The 18,922-nt window shown below is 73.2% G+C and carries 10 protein-coding genes, 1 tRNA gene and 2 pseudogenes; 4 read left to right on the top strand and 9 right to left on the bottom strand.

The window, feature by feature from the left end; translation table 11 throughout:
• Positions 1–2: 2 nt before the first annotated feature.
• Positions 3–4,268 (bottom strand): HAMP domain-containing protein, encoded by a 4,266-nt coding sequence (locus tag ABVB68_RS24800; protein WP_353603327.1) that lies wholly within the window; start codon positions 4,266–4,268, stop codon positions 3–5.
• Between the two features lie 289 nt (positions 4,269–4,557).
• Entirely contained in the window at positions 4,558–5,565 is a 1,008-nt protein-coding gene (gene selD / locus ABVB68_RS24805) for a selenide, water dikinase SelD (protein ID WP_353603328.1), read from the bottom strand.
• Positions 5,566–5,599: 34 nt separating this feature from the next.
• On the opposite strand from selD, the gene ABVB68_RS24810 reads away from it, so the two are divergent.
• Positions 5,600–5,692: transfer RNA gene (locus ABVB68_RS24810), tRNA-Sec, on the top strand.
• A gap of 41 nt (positions 5,693–5,733) precedes the next feature.
• Here the strand turns inward: ABVB68_RS24810 and ABVB68_RS24815 are convergent.
• The 5 genes and pseudogenes from ABVB68_RS24815 to ABVB68_RS24835 all read right to left on the bottom strand — a co-directional run.
• Positions 5,734–7,467: pseudogene (locus ABVB68_RS24815) on the bottom strand (SelB domain-containing protein); the annotation flags it as partial.
• A 570-nt stretch (positions 7,468–8,037) separates the two neighbouring features.
• Positions 8,038–9,315 (bottom strand): annotated as a pseudogene (gene selA, locus ABVB68_RS24820) (L-seryl-tRNA(Sec) selenium transferase); the annotation flags it as partial.
• A gap of 491 nt (positions 9,316–9,806) precedes the next feature.
• Positions 9,807–10,826 (bottom strand): MASE1 domain-containing protein, encoded by a 1,020-nt coding sequence (locus tag ABVB68_RS24825; RefSeq protein WP_353603329.1) that lies wholly within the window; start codon positions 10,824–10,826, stop codon positions 9,807–9,809.
• A gap of 110 nt (positions 10,827–10,936) precedes the next feature.
• Positions 10,937–11,767 (bottom strand): PP2C family protein-serine/threonine phosphatase, encoded by an 831-nt coding sequence (locus tag ABVB68_RS24830; protein ID WP_353603330.1) that lies wholly within the window; start codon positions 11,765–11,767, stop codon positions 10,937–10,939.
• Positions 11,768–11,892: 125 nt separating this feature from the next.
• Complete coding sequence (locus ABVB68_RS24835) at positions 11,893–12,213, bottom strand: hypothetical protein (protein WP_353603331.1); 321 nt, start codon at positions 12,211–12,213, stop codon at positions 11,893–11,895.
• A gap of 306 nt (positions 12,214–12,519) precedes the next feature.
• Between ABVB68_RS24835 and ABVB68_RS24840 the strand changes: the two genes are divergently transcribed.
• Both ABVB68_RS24840 and ABVB68_RS24845 read left to right on the top strand, forming a co-directional pair.
• Positions 12,520–13,272: an SDR family NAD(P)-dependent oxidoreductase gene (locus ABVB68_RS24840; protein WP_353603332.1), complete on the top strand. Its 753-nt coding sequence runs from the start codon at positions 12,520–12,522 to the stop codon at positions 13,270–13,272.
• A gap of 79 nt (positions 13,273–13,351) precedes the next feature.
• A complete protein-coding gene (locus ABVB68_RS24845; protein WP_353603333.1) occupies positions 13,352–13,729 on the top strand; it encodes a hypothetical protein in 378 nt (125 codons plus the stop codon).
• A gap of 221 nt (positions 13,730–13,950) precedes the next feature.
• Here the strand turns inward: ABVB68_RS24845 and ABVB68_RS24850 are convergent, their stop codons facing one another.
• Entirely contained in the window at positions 13,951–15,159 is a 1,209-nt protein-coding gene (locus ABVB68_RS24850) for a putative hexosyltransferase (protein ID WP_353603334.1), read from the bottom strand.
• A gap of 220 nt (positions 15,160–15,379) precedes the next feature.
• Between ABVB68_RS24850 and ABVB68_RS24855 the strand changes: the two genes are divergently transcribed.
• Positions 15,380–16,834: a glyceraldehyde-3-phosphate dehydrogenase gene (locus ABVB68_RS24855; protein WP_353603335.1), complete on the top strand. Its 1,455-nt coding sequence runs from the start codon at positions 15,380–15,382 to the stop codon at positions 16,832–16,834.
• A 75-nt stretch (positions 16,835–16,909) separates the two neighbouring features.
• Here ABVB68_RS24855 and ABVB68_RS24860 read toward each other — a convergent pair whose 3' ends face one another.
• Positions 16,910–18,865, bottom strand: a complete 1,956-nt coding sequence (locus ABVB68_RS24860; RefSeq protein ID WP_353603336.1) for a collagenase — start codon at positions 18,863–18,865, stop codon at positions 16,910–16,912.
• Positions 18,866–18,922 lie beyond the last annotated feature (57 nt).

Genomic DNA, 18,922 nt, shown 5'->3' on the forward strand with positions numbered 1-18,922 from the left:
CCTCATGCGGGGAGCCAGCGCCGGACGCAGGCGATGAGGTCATGGGTGTCCACCGGTTTCGTCACGTAGTCGCTGGCGCCGGAGGCGAGGCTCTTCTCCCGGTCGCCCTGCATGGCCTTGGCCGTCACGGCGATGACCGGCAGGTCGGCGTACTGCGCCATCTTGCGGATCTCCGCGGTGGCCGTGTATCCGTCCATCTCGGGCATCATCACGTCCATCAGGACGAGTTCGACGTCCGGGTTGTTCATCAGCGTGTCGATCCCCTTGCGGCCGTTCTCCGCGTGCAGGACGCGGAAGCCGTGCAGTTCCAGGATGCCGCTGAGCGCGAACAGGTTGCGGGCGTCGTCGTCGACGACCAGCACGGTACGGCCGTGGGTGTCCTCGTCGATCAGGTGCGGGGCGGTGATCTGCGGTTCGTCGCCGCGGACCAGGGTGAGCACCTCGCCGGGTTCCTCGGCGGACAGGTGCAGCGCGATCCGCTCGCGCAGCTCGTCGAGGCTGAACAGGTACTCCAGCGGGCCGTCTGTCCCGTCGGCGGTGTGCTCGGTGCGGTGCGAGCTGTGCACCAGCACGGGGACGCTCGCGAGGGCGGAGTCCCCGCGCAGGGCGTCCAGGAAGCGGGCGGACTCCCCGTCCGGCGCGCCCAGTTCGACCACGACGCAGTGGCAGGGCTCGGCGGCGAGGGCACCCGCCGCCTCCTGGGCGCCGACCGCGGTGATGATGTCGACGGGCAGTCCGCCCTCGTCGGCGGGGCCGTGTGCGAGGTCCCCGACCACGCTCTCGGCGACCAGGGTCAGCAGACCGCGCGAGCGTTCCTCGACGACGAGCAGGCGGCGCGCGCGCTGCCGCTTCGCGTCGGCGAGCGGTGCCTCCGCCAGGAGTTCGCGGCCCGTCGCGCCGTCCGCCGGCAGCTGCTCGGCCGGCGGCTTCGGCGCGTTGCGCCCGTTGCGCAGGGCCTCGTCGAAGTCCGGCAGGGCCACGGGCAGGAAGAGGGTGAAGGTGCTGCCCTTGCCGGGGGTGCTGTCGACGCTGACGGCGCCGCCGAGCAGATGGGCGATCTCCCGGGTGATGGACAGCCCGAGCCCGGTGCCGCCGTACTTGCGGCTCGTGGTCCCGTCCGCCTGCTGGAACGCACCGAAGATGGTCTCCAGTTGCTGCTCGGGGATGCCGATGCCGCTGTCCTTCACGCGGAACGCGACGATCGCGCTCCCCCGCACCACACCGGCGGGCACCTCGTGGTCGGGGGCGGGTTCCACGCGCAGTTCGACGCCGCCCTGTTCGGTGAACTTCACCGCGTTGGACAGCAGGTTGCGCAGGACCTGGCGGAGCCGGGAGTCGTCGGTGAGCAGGTCGGCGGGGGCGCCGGGCGCCGTGGCGACGGTGAACTCCAGGCTCTTCTGCGAGGTCATCGGCCGGAAGGTGGCCTCCACGTACTCGATCAGCTGGCGCAGCGAGACGCGCTCGGGCGTCACGTCCATCTTGCCGGCCTCGACCTTGGACAGGTCCAGGATGTCGTTGATCAGCTGGAGCAGGTCGGAGCCGGCGGAGTGGATGATGCCCGCGTACTCGACCTGCTTGGGGGTGAGGTTGCGAGAGGGGTTCTGGGCCAGCAGCTGGGCGAGGATGAGCAGGCTGTTGAGCGGGGTGCGCAGCTCGTGGCTCATGTTGGCGAGGAACTCGGACTTGTACTTGGAGGCGAGCGACAGCTGCTGGGCGCGCGCCTCCAGTTCCTGGCGTGCCTGCTCGATCTGCAGGTTCTTCGCCTCGATGTCGCGGTTCTGGTCGGCCAGCAGCGAGGCCTTCTCCTCCAGTTCGGCGTTGGAGCTCTGCAGTTCCTCCTGCCGGGCCTGCAACTCGGCCGAGCGGGACTGCAGTTCGCTGGTCAGCCGCTGCGACTCCTCGAGCAGTTCGTCGGTACGGGCGTTGGCGACGATGGTGTTGACGTTGACGCCGATGGTGTCGACCAGCTGCTGCAGGAAGTCCCGGTGGATCTGGGTGAACCGGGTGACCGAGGCCAGTTCGATGACGCCGAGGACCTGCTCCTCGAAGACGATGGGCAGCAGCAGCAGTGCGGTGGGCTCGATCTGTCCGAGCCCGGAGGAGATGGTGACGTACCCGGTCGGCAGCTCGTCCACGGCGATGGTGCGGCGGCTGCGCGCGGCCTGTCCGACCAGGGTGCGGCCGAAGGACATCCGGACGGGTCTGGTGTCCTCCTCGGGACGGCCGTAGGAGCCGACCAGGCGCAGCTCGGGCCCGGCCTCGCCGTCCTCGGCGAGGTAGAAGGCGCCGTACTGGGCGGACACCTGGGGCGCCAGCTCGTCCATGATGAGTTCGGCCACGACCGGCAGGTCCCGGTGGCCCTGCATGAGGCCGGAGATGCGGGCGAGGTTGGTCTTGAGCCAGTCCTGTTCCTGGTTGGCGAGGGTCGTCTCGCGCAGGGACTCCACCATCGAGTTGATGTTGTCCTTGAGGTCGGCGACCTCGCCGGAGGCGTCGACGGTGATGGAGCGGGTCAGATCGCCCTCCGCGACGGCGCTGGCCACGTCGGCGATGGCGCGGACCTGCCGGGTGAGGTTGCCGGCGAGTTCGTTGACGTTCTCGGTGAGCCGCTTCCAGGTGCCGGAGACACCCTCGACCTCGGCCTGTCCACCGAGCCGCCCCTCGGTGCCCACCTCGCGCGCGACCCGGGTGACCTCGTCGGCGAACGCCGACAGCTGGTCCACCATCGTGTTGATGGTCGTCTTCAGCTCGAGGATCTCGCCGCGCGCGTCGACGTCGATCTTCTTGGACAGGTCGCCCTTGGCCACGGCGGTGGTCACCAGCGCGATGTTGCGCACCTGGCCGGTGAGGTTGTTGGCCATGGAGTTGACGTTGTCGGTGAGGTCCTTCCAGGTGCCGGCCACGTTGGGCACGTGGGCCTGGCCGCCGAGCCGTCCCTCGGTGCCGACCTCGCGGGCCACCCGGGTCACCTCGTCCGCGAACGCGGACAGGGTGTCGACCATGGTGTTGATGACGTCGGCGAGGGCGGCGACCTCGCCCTTGGCCTCGACGGTGATCTTCTGCGAGAGGTCGCCCTTGGCCACGGCGGTGGCGACCTGGGCGATGGAGCGGACCTGGCCGGTGAGGTTGGAGGCCATCACGTTGACGTTGTCGGTGAGGTCCTTCCAGGTGCCGGCGACTCCGCGCACCTGCGCCTGCCCGCCGAGCCGGCCCTCGGTGCCGACCTCGCGGGCCACCCGGGTCACCTCGTCCGCGAACGCCGACAGCTGGTCCACCATCGTGTTGATGGTGTTCTTCAGCTCCAGGATCTCGCCGCGCGCGTCCACCGTGATCTTCTGCGACAGATCGCCCTGCGCCACCGCGGTGGCGACCTGGGCGACGTTGCGCACCTGGGCGGTCAGGTTCCCGCCCATGAAGTTGACCGAGTCCGTCAGGTCGCGCCAGGTTCCCTTCACCCCCTTGACGTCCGCCTGCCCGCCGAGCCGGCCCTCGGTGCCGACCTCGCGGGCCACCCGGGTCACCTCGTCCGCGAACGCCGACAGCTGGTCCACCATCGTGTTGATGGTGCTCTTCAGCTCCAGGATCTCGCCGCGCGCGTCCACCGTGATCTTCTGCGACAGATCGCCCTGCGCCACCGCCGTCGTCACCTGGGCGACGTTGCGCACCTGGGCGGTCAGGTTCCCGGCCATGAAGTTGACCGAGTCCGTCAGGTCGCGCCAGACCCCGGCGACCCCCGGCACCTGAGCCTGGCCCCCCAGCCGGCCCTCGGTGCCGACCTCGCGCGCGACCCGGGTCACCTCGTCGGCGAACGCGGACAGCTGGTCGACCATCGTGTTGACGGTCTCCTTCAGCTGCAGGATCTCGCCGCGCGCGGGCACGTCGATCTTCTGCGACAGGTCGCCCTTGGCCACGGCGGTGGCGACCTGGGCGATGTCACGGACCTGGGTGGTGAGGTTGCCCGCCATCGCGTTGACGGAGTCGGTGAGGTCGGCCCAGGTGCCGGAGACGCCCGGTACCTGCGCCTGGCCGCCGAGGGTGCCCTCGGTGCCCACCTCACGGGCCACGCGGGTGACCTCGGAGGTGAACACGGACAACTGGTCCACCATGCCGTTGAAGACGGTGGCGATGTCGCCCATGAGGCCGGTGGAGTCGTCCGGCAACCGGGTGCCGAAGTCTCCGTCGCGCACCGCGGTCAGTCCCGCGAGCAGTCTTCTCAGTTCCTGGTCACCCGGGACCACGTCGGTCGTCCCGGTCGCCTTGCCGGCCATGCGCACCCTCGTTCCGCTCCCCAGGAGCCCTCGTGCGGAGGGCTCGGAACCACGGCCGGGCACGCGGCCTGACCCGGCATTGGCGTTGCATTTCCGCAGTTCACGGATTTGCACGATGAGAAAAATACGCCGCAGGCTAACCCACTCCCGCGGCATCGGACAAAGTGATCTGCCAATCTTCCCCGATCACGAGAATCATCCGATCAGGGGCAGCATGGATCCGGACAGCCGGGGTACCCGCGTCGGTTTGACGGCGGACCTGCCCGACGGAAGCGGAGCGGCTCCCGGGTCACTCCAGCACGACGGAGTGGGCCCCTCGCGGCACCAGCCGTCCGATCACCGGGGCGCCCGGCACCTCTCCGGCGACGAGGAGTCCTCCGGAGGTCTGGGCGTCGGCCAGCAGCAGCCGGGTGTCCATGTCCGCGCTGCCGAAGTCGGTGTGGGGGGTGACCCATTCGAGGTTGCGCCGGGTGCCGCCACTGACGTAGCCGTCCCGCACGGCCTCCCGGGCGCCGTCCAGGTAGGGCACGGCCGCGGTGTCGACCACGGCGGTGACGCCGGAGGCACGGGCCAGCTTGTGCAGATGGCCGAGGAGGCCGAACCCGGTGACGTCGGTGGCGCACGTGGCCCCGGCGGCCAGCGCGGCCTCGGAGGCCTCCCGGTTCAGGGCGGTCATGGTGGCGACGGCCTGCTCGAAGCGCTCGCCGGTGGCCTTGTGCCGGTTGTTCAGGACTCCGAGGCCCAGCGGCTTGGTCAGCGACAGGGGCAGCCCGGGCCGGCCGGTGTCGTTGCGCAGCAGCCGCTCGGGATCGGCGATGCCGGTGACGGCCATGCCGTACTTGGGCTCGGGGTCGTCGACGCTGTGCCCGCCGCCGACGTGGCAGCCCGCCTGCGTGGCGATGTCCAGCCCGCCGCGCAGCACCTCGCGGGCCAGGTCGAAGGGGAGCCGGTCGCGCGGCCAGGCCAGGAGGTTGACGGCGAGCACCGGCCGGCCGCCCATGGCGTACACGTCGGACAGGGCGTTGGCGGCGGCGATGCGGCCCCAGTCGTAGGGGTCGTCCACGACCGGGGTGAAGAAGTCGGCCGTGCAGACGACCGCAGTCCCCCCGTGCAGCACGACGGCCGCGTCGTCACCGGTGGCCAGCCCGACGAGCAGGGGGATGTCACCCCCGGCGAGCGGTGGCGCGGTCAGCCCCGCGACGACCTCCTCCAGCTCACCCGGCGGGATCTTGCAGGCGCAGCCGCCGCCGTGGGCGAACTGCGTGAGTCGTACGGACGCTTGGCGGGTCGGTGTCATCCCGGTCTCCTGGAGCAGTAGCCTGACGGGCGGTGGAGGCGTGTGGGTGCCTGGTGGCCCTCCCGGTCTTCAAAACCGAGGTGCCCGAGGATCTCGGGCAGGCAGGTTCGATTCCTGTCCGCCTCCGTTCACCGCGCCGGCACGGCAGCGCCGGCACTGGTCGTCGACGCGCTCCGTGTAGCCCCGGGCGTCCAGGAACTCGAGCAGCGGTACGGCCACCCGGCGTGTGGTGTCGAGCGCGCGCCGCGCCTCGCTCAGCGTGAACGGCTGCGGCAGGCCGCCCAGCACGGCCGCGGCCCCGGCGTCGGCGCCGGGCAGCAGCACGATCCCCTCGGCGATGCGGAGCAGAGCCCCGGCGGCCACCGCTGCGGCCAACGCCTTGCGGTCCAGGCCCAGTTCGGCGAGCCGGCCGGCCTCGGGTGCGCGGAACGGCGTACGGGCGAGGTCGCCGCGCACGGCGTCCACGGCCGCGCCGACGGCCGGGGGGAGCGTGGGCCGGGTGGCGTCGAGGGGGTACAGCCGGCCCTGCCGGGCCCGCAGCCGGGGGATCGCCCGGGCCAGTGCGTCGACCAGGGCTCGGTCGGGCAGGCCGAGCAGACGGCGGGCGGCCTCGGTGGGCAGCCCTGGCTCCAGCGGGTGTGCGCGGGCGTGCCGCTCGACCTCGGTGGCCAGCCGGTCCCGGAGGTCCGTCCAGTGCGCGGCGTCGGCCAGCCAGTCCCCGGCGACGGGCGCCACGGGCGGGGGGACGCCCATCGCCCGCAGTTCGGCGCCGCGGACCAGTTTGCGGCGGCGCAGTTCCGCGGCGCCCTCCGGGCGGCCGGTCATGCCGTCGAGTTCGGCCGCGCGGGCCCGGCCGGCGCCGCGCCGGGTCAGCGGAGGTGGCCGTACGTCGAGGACGGTGACCCCGCAGGGGGTGCGGCCGCCGCCGGGTTCGCGCAGCACCGCGCGGTCGCCGACCCGCAGGGGCAGTCCGCGGCTCAGGGTGAGCCGGGCGGTGTCCGCACCGAGCGGACGGACGGCCACCGGTACGGCGGCCGCGCCGATGTGCAGGGTGACCGAGCGGGGCAGGTCGGCCACCGGCTCGCCGGCGACCCGGACGTCGATCACCTCGGTGGACAGCCAGCGGTCCGGGCTCAGCAGCACCTGCCCGCGGCGCAGGCCGTCGTCGCCCTCGCCGTGCACGTTGACGGCCACCCGGGCCACGCCGCTGACGGCCGTGCGCTCCTCGTGCAGGCTCTGCAGCCCGCGCACCCGCAGGACGGCCTTGCCGTCCCCGGTGACCAGCCGGTCACCGACCCGCAGGGTGCCCGCGCCGAGGGTGCCGGTCACCACGGTGCCGTGACCGCGGACGGTGAAGGCCCGGTCGAGCCACAGGCGCACGTCGGCCTCGGCGTCGGGCACGGGCAACTCGCCGGCCAGCCGGGCCAGTTCGGTGCGCAGCTCGTCCAGGCCGGCACCGGTGACGGCGCTGACGGCGACCGCCCGGACCGTGCCGAGGGAGGTCTTGGCCAGTCGCTCGACGGCGTCGGCGCGCACCCGTGCGGGGTCCGCGAGGTCGCACCGGGTCACCGCGAGGACGGCGTGCCGGACACCGAGTGCGTCGAGGATCGCCAGGTGCTCCTGGGACTGGGGCTGCCAGCCCTGGTCGGCGGCGACCACGAACAGCACGGCGGGCACGGGCCCGGCGCCGGCCAGCATGGTGGCGACGAAGCGTTCGTGGCCGGGCACGTCCACGAAGGCGAGGTGCTCGCCGTCCGGGAGCGCGGTCCACACGAAGCCGAGGTCGAGGGTGAGACCCCGGCGGCGCTCCTCCTCGTACCGGTCGGGCTCCATGCCGGTGAGGGCGCGCACCAGGGCCGACTTGCCGTGGTCGACGTGCCCGGCGGTGGCGAGGACCCGCATCGCGCCCGCCTAGCCTTCCGCGGCGGCCCGCCCCGGCCGCCCGCCCTCGGCCGACCGCTTCCCGCCTGGCGGGGCGGCCGGCGTGTCCTTCGCCGGGGCGGCCGGTTTCCCCGGGGCCGTCGGCGTCCCGCCCGCCGGGGCCGTCCGCTCGCCGCCCACGGGGGCCGTCCGCTCGCCGCTCGCCGAGGGCGTCGGCTTATCGGCTGCCGCGGGCGTCGGCTTATCGGCCGCCGCGGCCGGCCGAGGGGCGTCTGCGGGGACCGTCCCCGAGGTGGCCGCCCTGGCCGTTCGCGTCTCGCCCGCCGGGGCCGTCCGCGAGGTGCCCGCCGTGGCCGTTCGCGTCTCGCCCGCCGGGGCCGTCCGCGAACCGCCCGCCGAGGCCGTCCGCGAACCGCCCGCCGAGGCCGTCCGCGAACCGCCCGCCGGGACCGTCCGCGAACCGCCCGCCGAGGCCGTCCGCGAACCGCCCGCCGAGGCCGTCCGCGAACCGCCCGCCGAGGCCGTCCGCGAACCGCCCGCCGGGACCGTCCGCGAACCGCCCGACGAGGCCGTCCGCGTCTCGCCCGCCGGGGCCACCGAGCGGACGGCCTGTCCGAGTCGTTCGTCGTCCTGCTCCGGTACGGACCGCAGGTCCAGCAGGCACCGGCCGGCCTCCAGGCGTCCGACGACCGGGAGGGGGCCGGTGCGCAGTGCGGCGGCGTACCGCTCGGGGAGCGAGATCGCCGCGCTGGGCAGAGGAACGCCGGGTGCGCCGCCGCCGCCGACCGTGGCGGTGCACTCCACGGCCCGTACGTCGAAGCCGCCGGCGGCGAGGCCGGCGGCGAGCCGGCCTGCGCGGGCCAGCAACCGGTCGGGGTCGGCCGTGAGCGCGAGGGCGGTCGGGGTGGGCGGCCCGGTGAGCGTGGCCTCGAGCGCGGCCAGGGTCAGCTTGTCGACGCGCAGGGCGCGGGCCAGCGGATGCCGGGCGAGGGTGCGGACGAGCCCCGCGTCGCCGAGCAGGAGTCCGCACTGGGGCCCGCCGAGCAGTTTGTCGCCGCTGGCGGTGACGAGCGCGGCGCCGGCGCGGAGCTGGGTGTCGGCGTCGGGTTCCTCGGGCAGGGCCGGATGCGGCGCGAGCAGCCCGGAGCCGATGTCGACGACGACCGGGACGCCGAGGCCGGTGAGTTCGGCGGCCTCGACGGACCTCGTGAAACCGGTGATGCGGAAGTTGGACGGGTGCACCTTCAGCACGAACCCGGTGTCCGGGCCGATCGCGTCGGCGTAGTCGGCGGCGGTCGTGCGGTTGGTCGTGCCCACCTCGCGCAGCCGCGCGCCGGTGGAGACGAGCAGGTCGGGCAGCCGGAAGCCGTCGCCGATCTCCACCATCTCGCCCCGGCTGACGACGATCTCCTTGCCCGCCGCGAGCACGGTGGCGGCCAGCACCAGGGCGGCGGCGCCGTTGTTGACGACGTGCACCGCACCGGCGGACGGCACGCGCTCGTGCAGCGCGGCGAGGGCGGAGCGTCCCCGGCGGGCCCGTACGCCGGTCGACAGCTCCAGTTCGACGTCGGTGGGTCCGGCGGCCTCCTGGACCGCCTGCCGGGCCGCGGCGGACAGCGGGGCCCGGCCCAGGTTGGTGTGCAGCAGCACTCCGGTGGCGTTGATCACCGGTCGCAGGCCGCCGGCGCTGCCCGGCAACAAGGCGAGGGCCGTGTCCGGCACCTGTTCGGGCGTGATGTCCCCCGCCCGGGCCCGCTGCTGCGCCTGCCGGACGGCGGACTTCACCACGCCCGCCCCGAGCCGCTCGAGTGCCGCGGACAGCCGCGGCTCGCGCAGGAGCGCGTCGGTGCGCGGGATGCGGCGGCGCACGTCGGCGCCCCCGGAGGTCCGTGCGCTCCGGTCGGCCCCGGGCGGGGCGTCGGCGGTCGCGGCCGGGCTGGTGGTGGCGTCGTCCCCGTGCCCTGCCGGGCCGGGGGCGCCGGTGGTCCCGCCCGGCCGGGTCGTGCCGTCGTCCCGGTCGTGCGGCGGGGCCGGGTGGCCGGGAGCGGTCGCGGCCGGCCTGGTGGTGGCGTCGTCCCGGTGCCCTGCCGGGCCGGGGGCGCCGGCGGTCCCGCCCGGCCGGGTCGTGCCGTCGTCCCGAGGGTGTGCCGGGTCCCGGCGGCCGTGATCGGCCGTCCCGGTCGCCTTGTCCGCCGCGCCCGCCGTCCGCGGTGTCACCCGCTGCTCCATGCCGCCCCTGTTCCTCCGGTCCGGCCCTTGCCCGTGCGGGCCGCACCCATCGTCTCCCAGTGTCCCGGGCAGGTCGTTAGACACGCCGTTCGCGCACCCGCTGCCACTACGCCCTCGCGGCATCGCCGCACCTAGGAGGTCCCCGTGGGCCACGGGCGGTCGTCGCCGTCGTCCGTGGCATGGGAGCGGGGCGGCGGGGCGTCGCCGGCGGTGAGGTGTTCCAGCACCTCCACGAGTTCCTGGCAGGCCTTCTCCACCGAGTTCCGGGTGTTGCGCTGTTCGATGATCACGGCGGACAGCAGCAGGGCGGTGAGGGCCATCGCGCCGTTGAAGGCCTGCAGTTTCAGCATGACCTCGATCCGGCCCAGCCCGGCGAAGGCCCCGGCGCCGTCGGTCGCGGCGATCGTGGCCATGACGGAGGTCGGCAGCGCGCACAGGACGCCGCCCACGAGCTGGAAGCGCAGGGCGGCCCAGATGATGAGCGGGTAGACGAGGAAGAGCAGGCTGATCGAGGCGTAGACGGCCACCGGTACGAGGAGGCAGGTGACGACGGCCAGCGCGGTCGCCTCCTTCCAGCGCCCCAGCGGCGGCGGCCAGCGGGCCTGGCGGAGCAACAGCAGCAGCGGGGTGACGAGCAGGACGCCCATCGCGTCGCCGACCCACCAGGCCAGCCACACGGGCCAGAAGCTGTGCGCGGCCAGCCTGTCCGTGAGGACCAGGACGCCCACGCCGACGGTGGAGCTGATCAGCATGGCGGCCAGGGCGGCCAGGAACACCAGCGCGACGCCGTCCCGCAGTCGGCTGAGGTCGCTGCGGAACCCGGCCCGGCGCAGCAGGAGCACCGCGCACACGGGTGCCGCGGTGTTGCCGAAAAGGGTGCCGAGCACGTCCGGGCGGAAGCCGGTGAGGGAGAGCACGACGAACAGGGCGCCGAGCGTGATGCCGGGCCAGCAGGGCAGGCCGAGGATCAGCAGCGCGGCGACCGCGACGCCGGTCGGCGGGTAGATGGGGGTGACGACGGCGCCCTCGACGGACAGCTCGCGCAGCAGGCCGAGCCGGCCCGCCGCGTAGTAGCAGGCCGCGACGGCCAGCACCCGGACGATGTAGCCGCCCGGCCGGCGCAGATCCTCACAACCCACCACAGCAGCCATCCCACACCGGCGGAGCACGGTCGGCGAGGCGAGGGACCGCGCGGTCCGGCTCTACGGCTGAATACGGGGCCGCCGCCCTCCGGCGGCCGCCGGTCCCGGCCCGCACCGGTTCACGGTCGGCCGGCGGGGCCGTCGAGGCCGACGACGAGGACGGCGGCGTCGTCCTCGTGTCCGATGCCCTCGGCGCCCTTGATCACGGCGGTTGCCAGCGAGCGGGCCTCCAGACCGGCGACGGCGGCGACGCCCGCGAGGCGCACCACCTGGTCGAGGCCGTCCTCGATGTCCAGCGACGGGCCCTCCACCACGCCGTCGGTCAGCAGGACGAAGAGGCCGCCGGCGGCCAGCCGGTACCGGGTCACCGGGTAGTCCACGCCCTTCTCGATGCCGAGCGGCGGTCCTCCCTCGTCCTCGGCGACGCCGGACTTCCCGTCCCCGGTGGCCCACACGCAGGGGATGTGGCCGGCCCGCGCGCTCTCCAGAACTCCGGTGGCCGGGTCGAGCCGCATGAAGGTGCAGGTGGCGAACAGGTCGCTGCCCAGGGAGACCAGCAGGTCGTTGGTGCGGGCGAGGAGTTCGCCGGGCTCGCCGGTGACGGAGGCGAGCGCGCGCAGGCCGGCCCGGACCTGGCCCATGAAGGCGGCGGCCTCGATGTTGTGTCCCTGGACGTCGCCGATGGCCAGTCCGATCCGGCCGTCGGGCATGGTGAAGGCGTCGTACCAGTCGCCGCCCACGTTGAGACCTAGGTTGGCCGGCGCGTACCGTACCGCCAGGTGCAGGCCGGGGGCGGCGGGCAGGTCCCGCGGCAGCATGCCCCGCTGCAGTGCGAGGGCCAGCTCGACCTGGGTGCGTTGCAGCTCCGCGCGCCGGCGCGCCTGGGCGGTGAGCGAACCGAGTCTGGCCAGCAGCTCGTCGCCTTCGTCCGGGGCGCGCTTGCGGGGCATCGATCACTTCCGGCGGGGCGGTGACACGCGGTAGGCCTGCCGTGACTATTCGGCAAATGACTTGATTTTATCCGTTTTCGATGATTCGGCCCCACCGGTGGCCGGCACCGCCGCGTGGTCCGGGGTCAGCGGACCTCCGAGTCGATTCCGGTGATCACGGCGGGCCCCAGAGGCGCGCTCGCCTCGTCCACTCCCGCGTCGCGCAGAGCGGAGTCCGCGAGCCGGCGTGCCTCCTCCTCGGCGTGCCGGCCGGTGTCCGCCTCGACGGTGAGGCGCAGCGTGAAGGTGTTGTCCTCGTTGACGCTGAGCACGTCCAGGTCCTCGGCGTTCCCCAGCCGCGTGCCATGGGGATCGGCGGGCCGCAGCGCGCGGGCCAGCCGCGTCCGGGTGTCCGCCGCCACCGCGGTGGTGAACGTGCCGGGGACGCTGATCACGAAGGTCGTCATGGCGATCCTTTCCTCGGGCCTGCTCGCCTACCCCGATTGACGGCCTTCGCACAGCGATTGACGGCCTTCGCGCAGCGCCCTCCACATCCGTGGCGAGCGGCAGCCGCCGCCGAGGCATCGTCCTCTCCCGGTGCGGCCCCTCCACATTCGGCCCCCTCCCCCACGCGGCCCTGTGCCGATCCGGTGCGGCTCCCGCCCCCGGCGCCCCCGGCCGGGCGCGGCGTCCGCCTCCTGATGCGGCGCCTGCCCGTCCCGCCCGATGCTGGTGGGAACCGGCAATGCAGGACGGTCAGTCCGAGGAGCGTCATGTCTGGTCAGAGTCTTTCGGGTCGTACGGCGCTGGTCACCGGTTCCACGAGCGGCATCGGCAGGGCCACCGCCGTGAAACTCGCGGAGCTGGGAGCGCATGTGATCGTCATGGGCCGCGACGCGGAGCGCGGCGAGCAGGCCGTCGCGGACATCCGGGCCGGGGGCGGCAGGGCCGACTTCGTGCAGGGAGCCCTCGGGGACGCGCGGTCGGCGCGGGATGTGGCGCGTCGTGCCTCGACGGCGGCGGGCGGCCACATCGACATCCTGGTGAACAACGCCGGCATCGTCGCCCTGGGACCGACACCGGGCTTCCCGGAGGAGACCTTCGACGCCGTCTTCGGCGTCAATCTGAAGGCTCCGTTCTATCTGGTGGGTGAACTCGCGCCGGCGATGGCCGAGCGCGGCAGGGGTGCGATCGTGAACGTCACGACGATGGCCGCCCAGCTGGGCATCGCCGATGCGGCCGTCTACGGCGCGAGCAAGGCGGCCTTCGACCTGCTGACCAAGAGCTGGGCCGCCGAGTTCGGGCCGAGCGGCGTGCGGGTCAACGCGGTCAGTCCCGGCACCACCCGGACTCCCGGAGCGGAGATCCTGGGTGACGGCCTGGACAAGCTGGCCGCGCAGTCGCCGCTCGGCTATGTCGCCCGGCCCGAGGAGGTGGCCACGGCCATCGCCTACCTGGCGTCGGACGACGCGAGCTACATCACCGGAGCCGTGCTCAACGTGGACGGCGGTCGCACGGCCGTCTGAGCGTCGTCGGCGTGGCGGGTCGCCCGGACGGCCGACGTGCCCGTGTCGGCGACGGGGCCGCGGATGGCCCGGGTGTGAGATGGCGGATGCGGCCGTCGTCCGCGTCTTCCGCCCCCTCCCCCACCCCACGAAGGACACCGACATGCGCCTGTGCCGTCCGCTCGTCGCCGTGCTCGGCGGGCTCACCCTCGTCCTGACCTCCACCGGTTCCGCCCTCGCCGCGGACGGTACGTTCCTCTGGATCGGCCCCAAGGGCCAGGCGTACTCCCTCGCCGCCCCGCCGGAGAACAAGTGCTTCGACATGGCCCAGGAGGCGCGCGGAGCACGCAACGCGACGAAGAAGCCGCTCGTCGTCTACTCGCAGAAGAAGTGCAGGGGCTCCGCCCAGCGGATCGCCCCCGGTCACGCGGCGCCCGACAGCAAGCGCTTCGCCAGCGTCGTCTTCAACCCGCGCTGAGCGACCCCGCCACCCCGCGGCACGGACACCCGGACCGCGACCACGCCGCTCGGACCGCGAGAAGAAACGCTCGGGCCGCGCCCACGGACGTTCCGGCCGCCCGACACGCTGCGGCGCCGGGCACGGGTGCTCTCCGCCGCGAACGCGGCCCGGGCGGCGTGGCGGCGGCCCGGCCCCGCCACGCACACGCGGGCCGGCCCGGACCGCCGGCCCGCGGTGGTTCACAGCGGAGAGTGGGCCACCACCAGCACATAGGCGCCGAACAGCAGGGACGTCGCGGTGAGGGCCCCGAGGACGAGCAGCGCCTGGGCCGGTCGCCGGCGCCAGGTCCGGACGAGCGCGCGTGCCATCGGGATGAGCAGCGGGAAGGCCGGCAGCAGGAAGCGCGGCTTGGACGAGAAGGAGCCGGAGCCCCCGACCACGAGCAGGATCAGCACCCCGGAGAAGGCGACCAGGGCCAGCGGGGCGCGTTCCAGGCACAGCAGGGCGAACAGCAGGACCGCCGCGGCGACGATCACCAGGGCGGCCGGGTAGACGAAAACGCCGCCGTGCAGGAGCAGGGCCTTCAGGAAGTGCAGCGCGCCCGCGCCGAGGTCGAAGCGGGAGTTCCAGGCGCTCTGCACCCGCAGATAGCCGCCGAGCAGGTCACCGGTCCGGCCGCCCACCCACAGCACATAGCCGAGCCAGCCCAGCGGGGCCAGCAGCGCGCCGGCCCACAGGCTCGCCGGGACCCGGCCGCGCTGCCGCACCGCCTCGTGGGCGGCCGCGAGGCAGACGGCGACCGCCACCGCGAATCCACTGGGCCGGCTCAGACCCGCCAGCGCGGCCAGCCCGCCCGCCCACAGCCAGCGGCCGCGCAGGACGCAGTACAGGGACCAGGCCGCGAGCGCGGCGAACAGCGACTCCGTGTAGGCGATGGTCAGTTCGACGGCATGGGGCAGCACGGCCCACAGGGCGACCAGGGCGGTGGCGACACCGCGCCCGTACAGGCGGTGGCCGACGGCGTAGACGCCGTACGCGGCCGCGACCGCCGCGGCCCAGGCGATGAGCAGGGCGCTCTGGCCCGGGGTGACCGGCAGGACGGTGGTGAGCGCCCTGATGAGCGCCGGGTACAGCGGGAAGAACGCCCAGTCGGTCTGGACGGCGCCGCCCGGGGTGACGTCGATCAGGCGGCCGTAGCCATGGGTGGCGATGTGCAGGTACCAGCGCGAGTCCCAGGAGTGGGCCAGGTTCCTGACGAGGGGGCGTCCCCTGAGGGCGTTCGTGAGGATCACGGCCAGGAGGCCTGCGAGCCGGACGGCGGTGAAGAAGACGAGGGCCGGGAGCGCGCCCTCGGGGACACCGCGCCGGGCGATCCGCGGGAGCGTCGGGCAGCGGCGTGGGCCGGACGGGGCGGCCGGCTCGGGCCGGGGGACGGAGGAGGTGCTCACGCCCCTGACCTTGGGCACGCCCGTGCGGGCGCGCAATTCACGACCCGGGTTTCTCCCGCACTTCCACCCTGATTCAGGAACGGACCCCGCGACCGGTGCCGTGGAGGTCGCCGGAACACGGGCGGCTCCTCACGCCCCGGCACCCCCCGGCAACCCACCGGGATGATCGAAGTAGGGTGTGGTTAGCATATGAGCGCTGCCTAGCTCGAAAGATAGATCTGTGACTGTCAACGACGACTCGTTCACCAACTGGAAGATCCGCGAGGAGATCGCGGAGTCGATGATCCCGCTCATCGGGAAGCTGCACCGCGAGCGGGACGTCACCGTCCTGCTGCACAGCCGCTCCCTGGTGAACAAGTCGGTGGTCAGCATCCTGAAGACGCACCGCTTCGCCCGGCAGATCGCCGGTGCGGAGCTCTCGGTCACCGAGACCATGCCGTACCTGCAGGCCCTGACCGCCCTCGACCTCGGGCCCTCGCAGATCGACCTGGGCATGCTGGCCACCCTGCACAAGGCCGACGACCGCGGCCTGACGGTGGCGGAGTTCACCGCCCGGGCCGTCGCCGGGGCCACGGGCCCCGACCGGATCGAGCGCCGCGAACCGCGCGACGTCGTCCTGTACGGCTTCGGCCGGATCGGCCGCCTGGTCGCCCGCCTGCTGATCGAGAAGTCCGGCTCGGGCAACGGCCTGCGGCTGCGCGCCATCGTCGTCCGCGGCGGCGGGGCCCGGGCGGCCGGAGACCTCGTCAAGCGCGCCTCGCTGCTGCGCCGCGACTCCATCCACGGCCAGTTCCAGGGCACCATCACCGTGGACGAGAACACCAGCACGATCGTCGCCAACGGCAACGAGATCAAGGTGATCTACGCCGACGACCCGTCGCACGTGGACTACACCGAGTACGGCATCCGGGACGCCATCCTCATCGACAACACCGGCAAGTGGCGTGACCGCGAGGGCCTGTCCCAGCACCTGCGCCCCGGCATCGACAAGGTCGTGCTGACCGCTCCGGGCAAGGGCGACGTCCCGAACATCGTGCACGGCGTCAACCACGACACGATCAAGCCGGACGAGCAGATCCTGTCCTGCGCCTCCTGCACCACCAACGCCATCGTCCCGCCGCTGAAGGCGATGGACGACGAGTACGGCGTGCTGCGCGGGCACGTGGAGACCGTCCACTCGTTCACCAACGACCAGAACCTGCTGGACAACTACCACAAGTCCGATCGCCGCGGCCGCTCCGCGCCGCTCAACATGGTGATCACCGAGACCGGCGCCGCCTCAGCCGTCGCCAAGGCGCTGCCCGACCTCAAGGCGAAGATCAGCGGCAGCTCGATCCGCGTCCCGGTGCCGGACGTGTCGATCGCGATCCTCAACCTGCAGCTGGCCCGTGAGACCACCCGCGAGGAGGTGCACGACTATCTGCGTGAGGTGTCGCTGACCTCGCCGCTCAAGCGCCAGATCGACTTCACCACGGCGCCGGACGCGGTCTCCAGCGACTTCATGGGCTCGCGGCACGCCTCGATCGTGGACGCGGGCGCGCTCAAGGTCGACGGGGACAACGCGATCCTCTACCTCTGGTACGACAACGAGTTCGGCTACTCCTGCCAGGTCGTGCGGGTCGTCCAGCACGTCTCGGGCGTGGAGTACCCGACGTTCCCGGTCACGGCGGTCTGACGCCGGGGCCCGCGGACGCGTGCGGCCGCCGACCGGGTTCTCCGGTCGGCGGCCGTTCCACCGCGGCGCGTGCGGTCAGGCCGGGGCCGGCCGGCCGTAGGCTCCCGCGGCGCACGCCGTGAGCCACTGGTCGAAGTCGGCGTCGTAGCGGCTGCCGATGCCGTCGTGGTAGACGGCGTATCCACCGGCGTAGTCTCCGGCGCGGAACCTGACGAGCATGCGCTGGACGTCGTCGGGATGCCTCTCGGCCATGTAGCGCACGGCGAGGTATCCCCAGGGGTAGACGCGGGTCGTGTCGCTGTTGTCGTAGGTGTTCTCGAACAGGGTGCTGAGCCGGTACGTGTGCTTGCCGGCCTCCTGGACCGCCTGGTCGTCGGGGATGTTCCGGTAGCCGTAGGACACGTACTCGGCCAGGCCCTCGATCCACCACACGTCCGGCACGGAGATCTGCCGGCCGAAGTCGCCGCGCATGTCGTCACGGGCGTCGAGGAAGTGCGTGTACTCGTGGTTGAGGTTCCAGATCCGGGCCACGAAGCCGTCGTCGTGGTCCTTCTGGTACATGATCGAGGTGGCCCGGTTGGCCGGGTCCGTCGGGTCGCCCCCGAGGGTCATGCCGCCGTTGTCGGTGCTGATGCCGTAGATGGCGCCCGCATAGGTCCGGTAGTCGGTGCGGCTCGCGAAGACCACGAGCTCGATCGCCGAGGCGTACTGACCCGGTATCGGGCCGGTCGCCTTCACCAGCGAGGCGAAGTACGCGTCCTGGTGGAGGACGCTCGCGCAGGCGGCGTCGAGCTCGGCGGCGGTCAGCGCCTGGGCGCGCAGGGTCACATGGGCGTCGCAGCGGTGCGTGGTGGGCAGGACGGCCCGGGTCAGCTTGCCCGGCAGGTCGCAGACGTCGTAGTAGGCGCAGCCGGCGGCGTCGTAGTAGTTCGCCTGCGTGGCGACGGCGACCCAGAGCCCGGCCGTCGGACCGGTGATCCCGGTCGCGTCCAGCAGGTCCTTGGCCAGCGGCGCGGCGATGTCGCGCAGCGTGGCGTGTTCGACGTAACGGGCCACGTTCATCCCGGCATTGGAGTCCAGGAACGCCAGACTCGTGCCGAGCAGGTCCGTGTTGGACCGCGCGAAGTCGTACAGGGTGTCGATGACGCGCGGGTCGGCCTCGACCGCCTTCACGTACTCGGGGTTCCAGTTGCCGCGCCACAGGGGCGTGTAGACGTCGTTGACGGCGCTGATCATGCTGTCCACGGAGTCGTAGGAGCTGTCGTAGTCGTTCAGCAGCCGTCGGTAGACGTGGAGGTAACGGCCCTGCTGGTCGGCGCTGTCGGTGAGAACGACCGTCTCGCCGAGGACGCCGCCGTTGGCCGCGCTGACGTCGCGCGAGTGGGGCCGGGCGAAGAAGGTGTCGAGGCCGGCGGTGACGGCCGTGGTGAGCCGGGAGGTGTACGCGCCCACGTCGGCGGGGTGGTTGAACTGCACGTAGTAGCCGGCGCGCAGGAACAGCACCAGCTGCTGCAGACTGCCGGAGTTGTCACCGCGGTACTGCCCGGCGGCGCGCGCGTAGGCGTTCGCGACGGTCAGCATCTGCGCCTGCCGGAAGACGTCGTGCGCGTCCTTGCCGGTGACCGGGAAGAGAGTGTTGACGCAGTCCGTGGACGCGGCCTTCACGAAGGAGACGAGGGCGGAGCCGGTACGGCCGCCGAAGTCGGACGGGGTGCAGGAGGCCGCCACGCTCTTGCGTTCCCTCTCGTGACCGGGCGACAGCTGCGGTGCGTGCGGCGGGAGTTGGGCCGGACTCGGCAGGCGGGTCCGCGCGGCCGGACGCTCCGTCGCGGCGGTGGCCGCACCGCTGGGTGAGGGCTGGGGAACGGCCTTGCGGGGCGCGGCCGCCGCCGTACCGGGGTGCGGCCGGGATGCCGCCGCTGCCGGTGTGGACAGCAGACCGGCCACGGTGACGCAGACGGCGGCGGCGCCCGCCAGGCGTCGGGCTCTGCGTCCGGGCGCGTGCCCGGGCAGCGCGAAGCGATAGCGCATCTGGGTTCCTCCACGAAGGGATGCGCCTCTGTGGGGTGTTGAGGCGTGTGAGGCACT

The organism is Streptomyces sp. NPDC096012 (assembly GCF_040426375.1).
Taxonomy (GTDB): Bacteria; Actinomycetota; Actinomycetes; order Streptomycetales; family Streptomycetaceae; genus Streptomyces.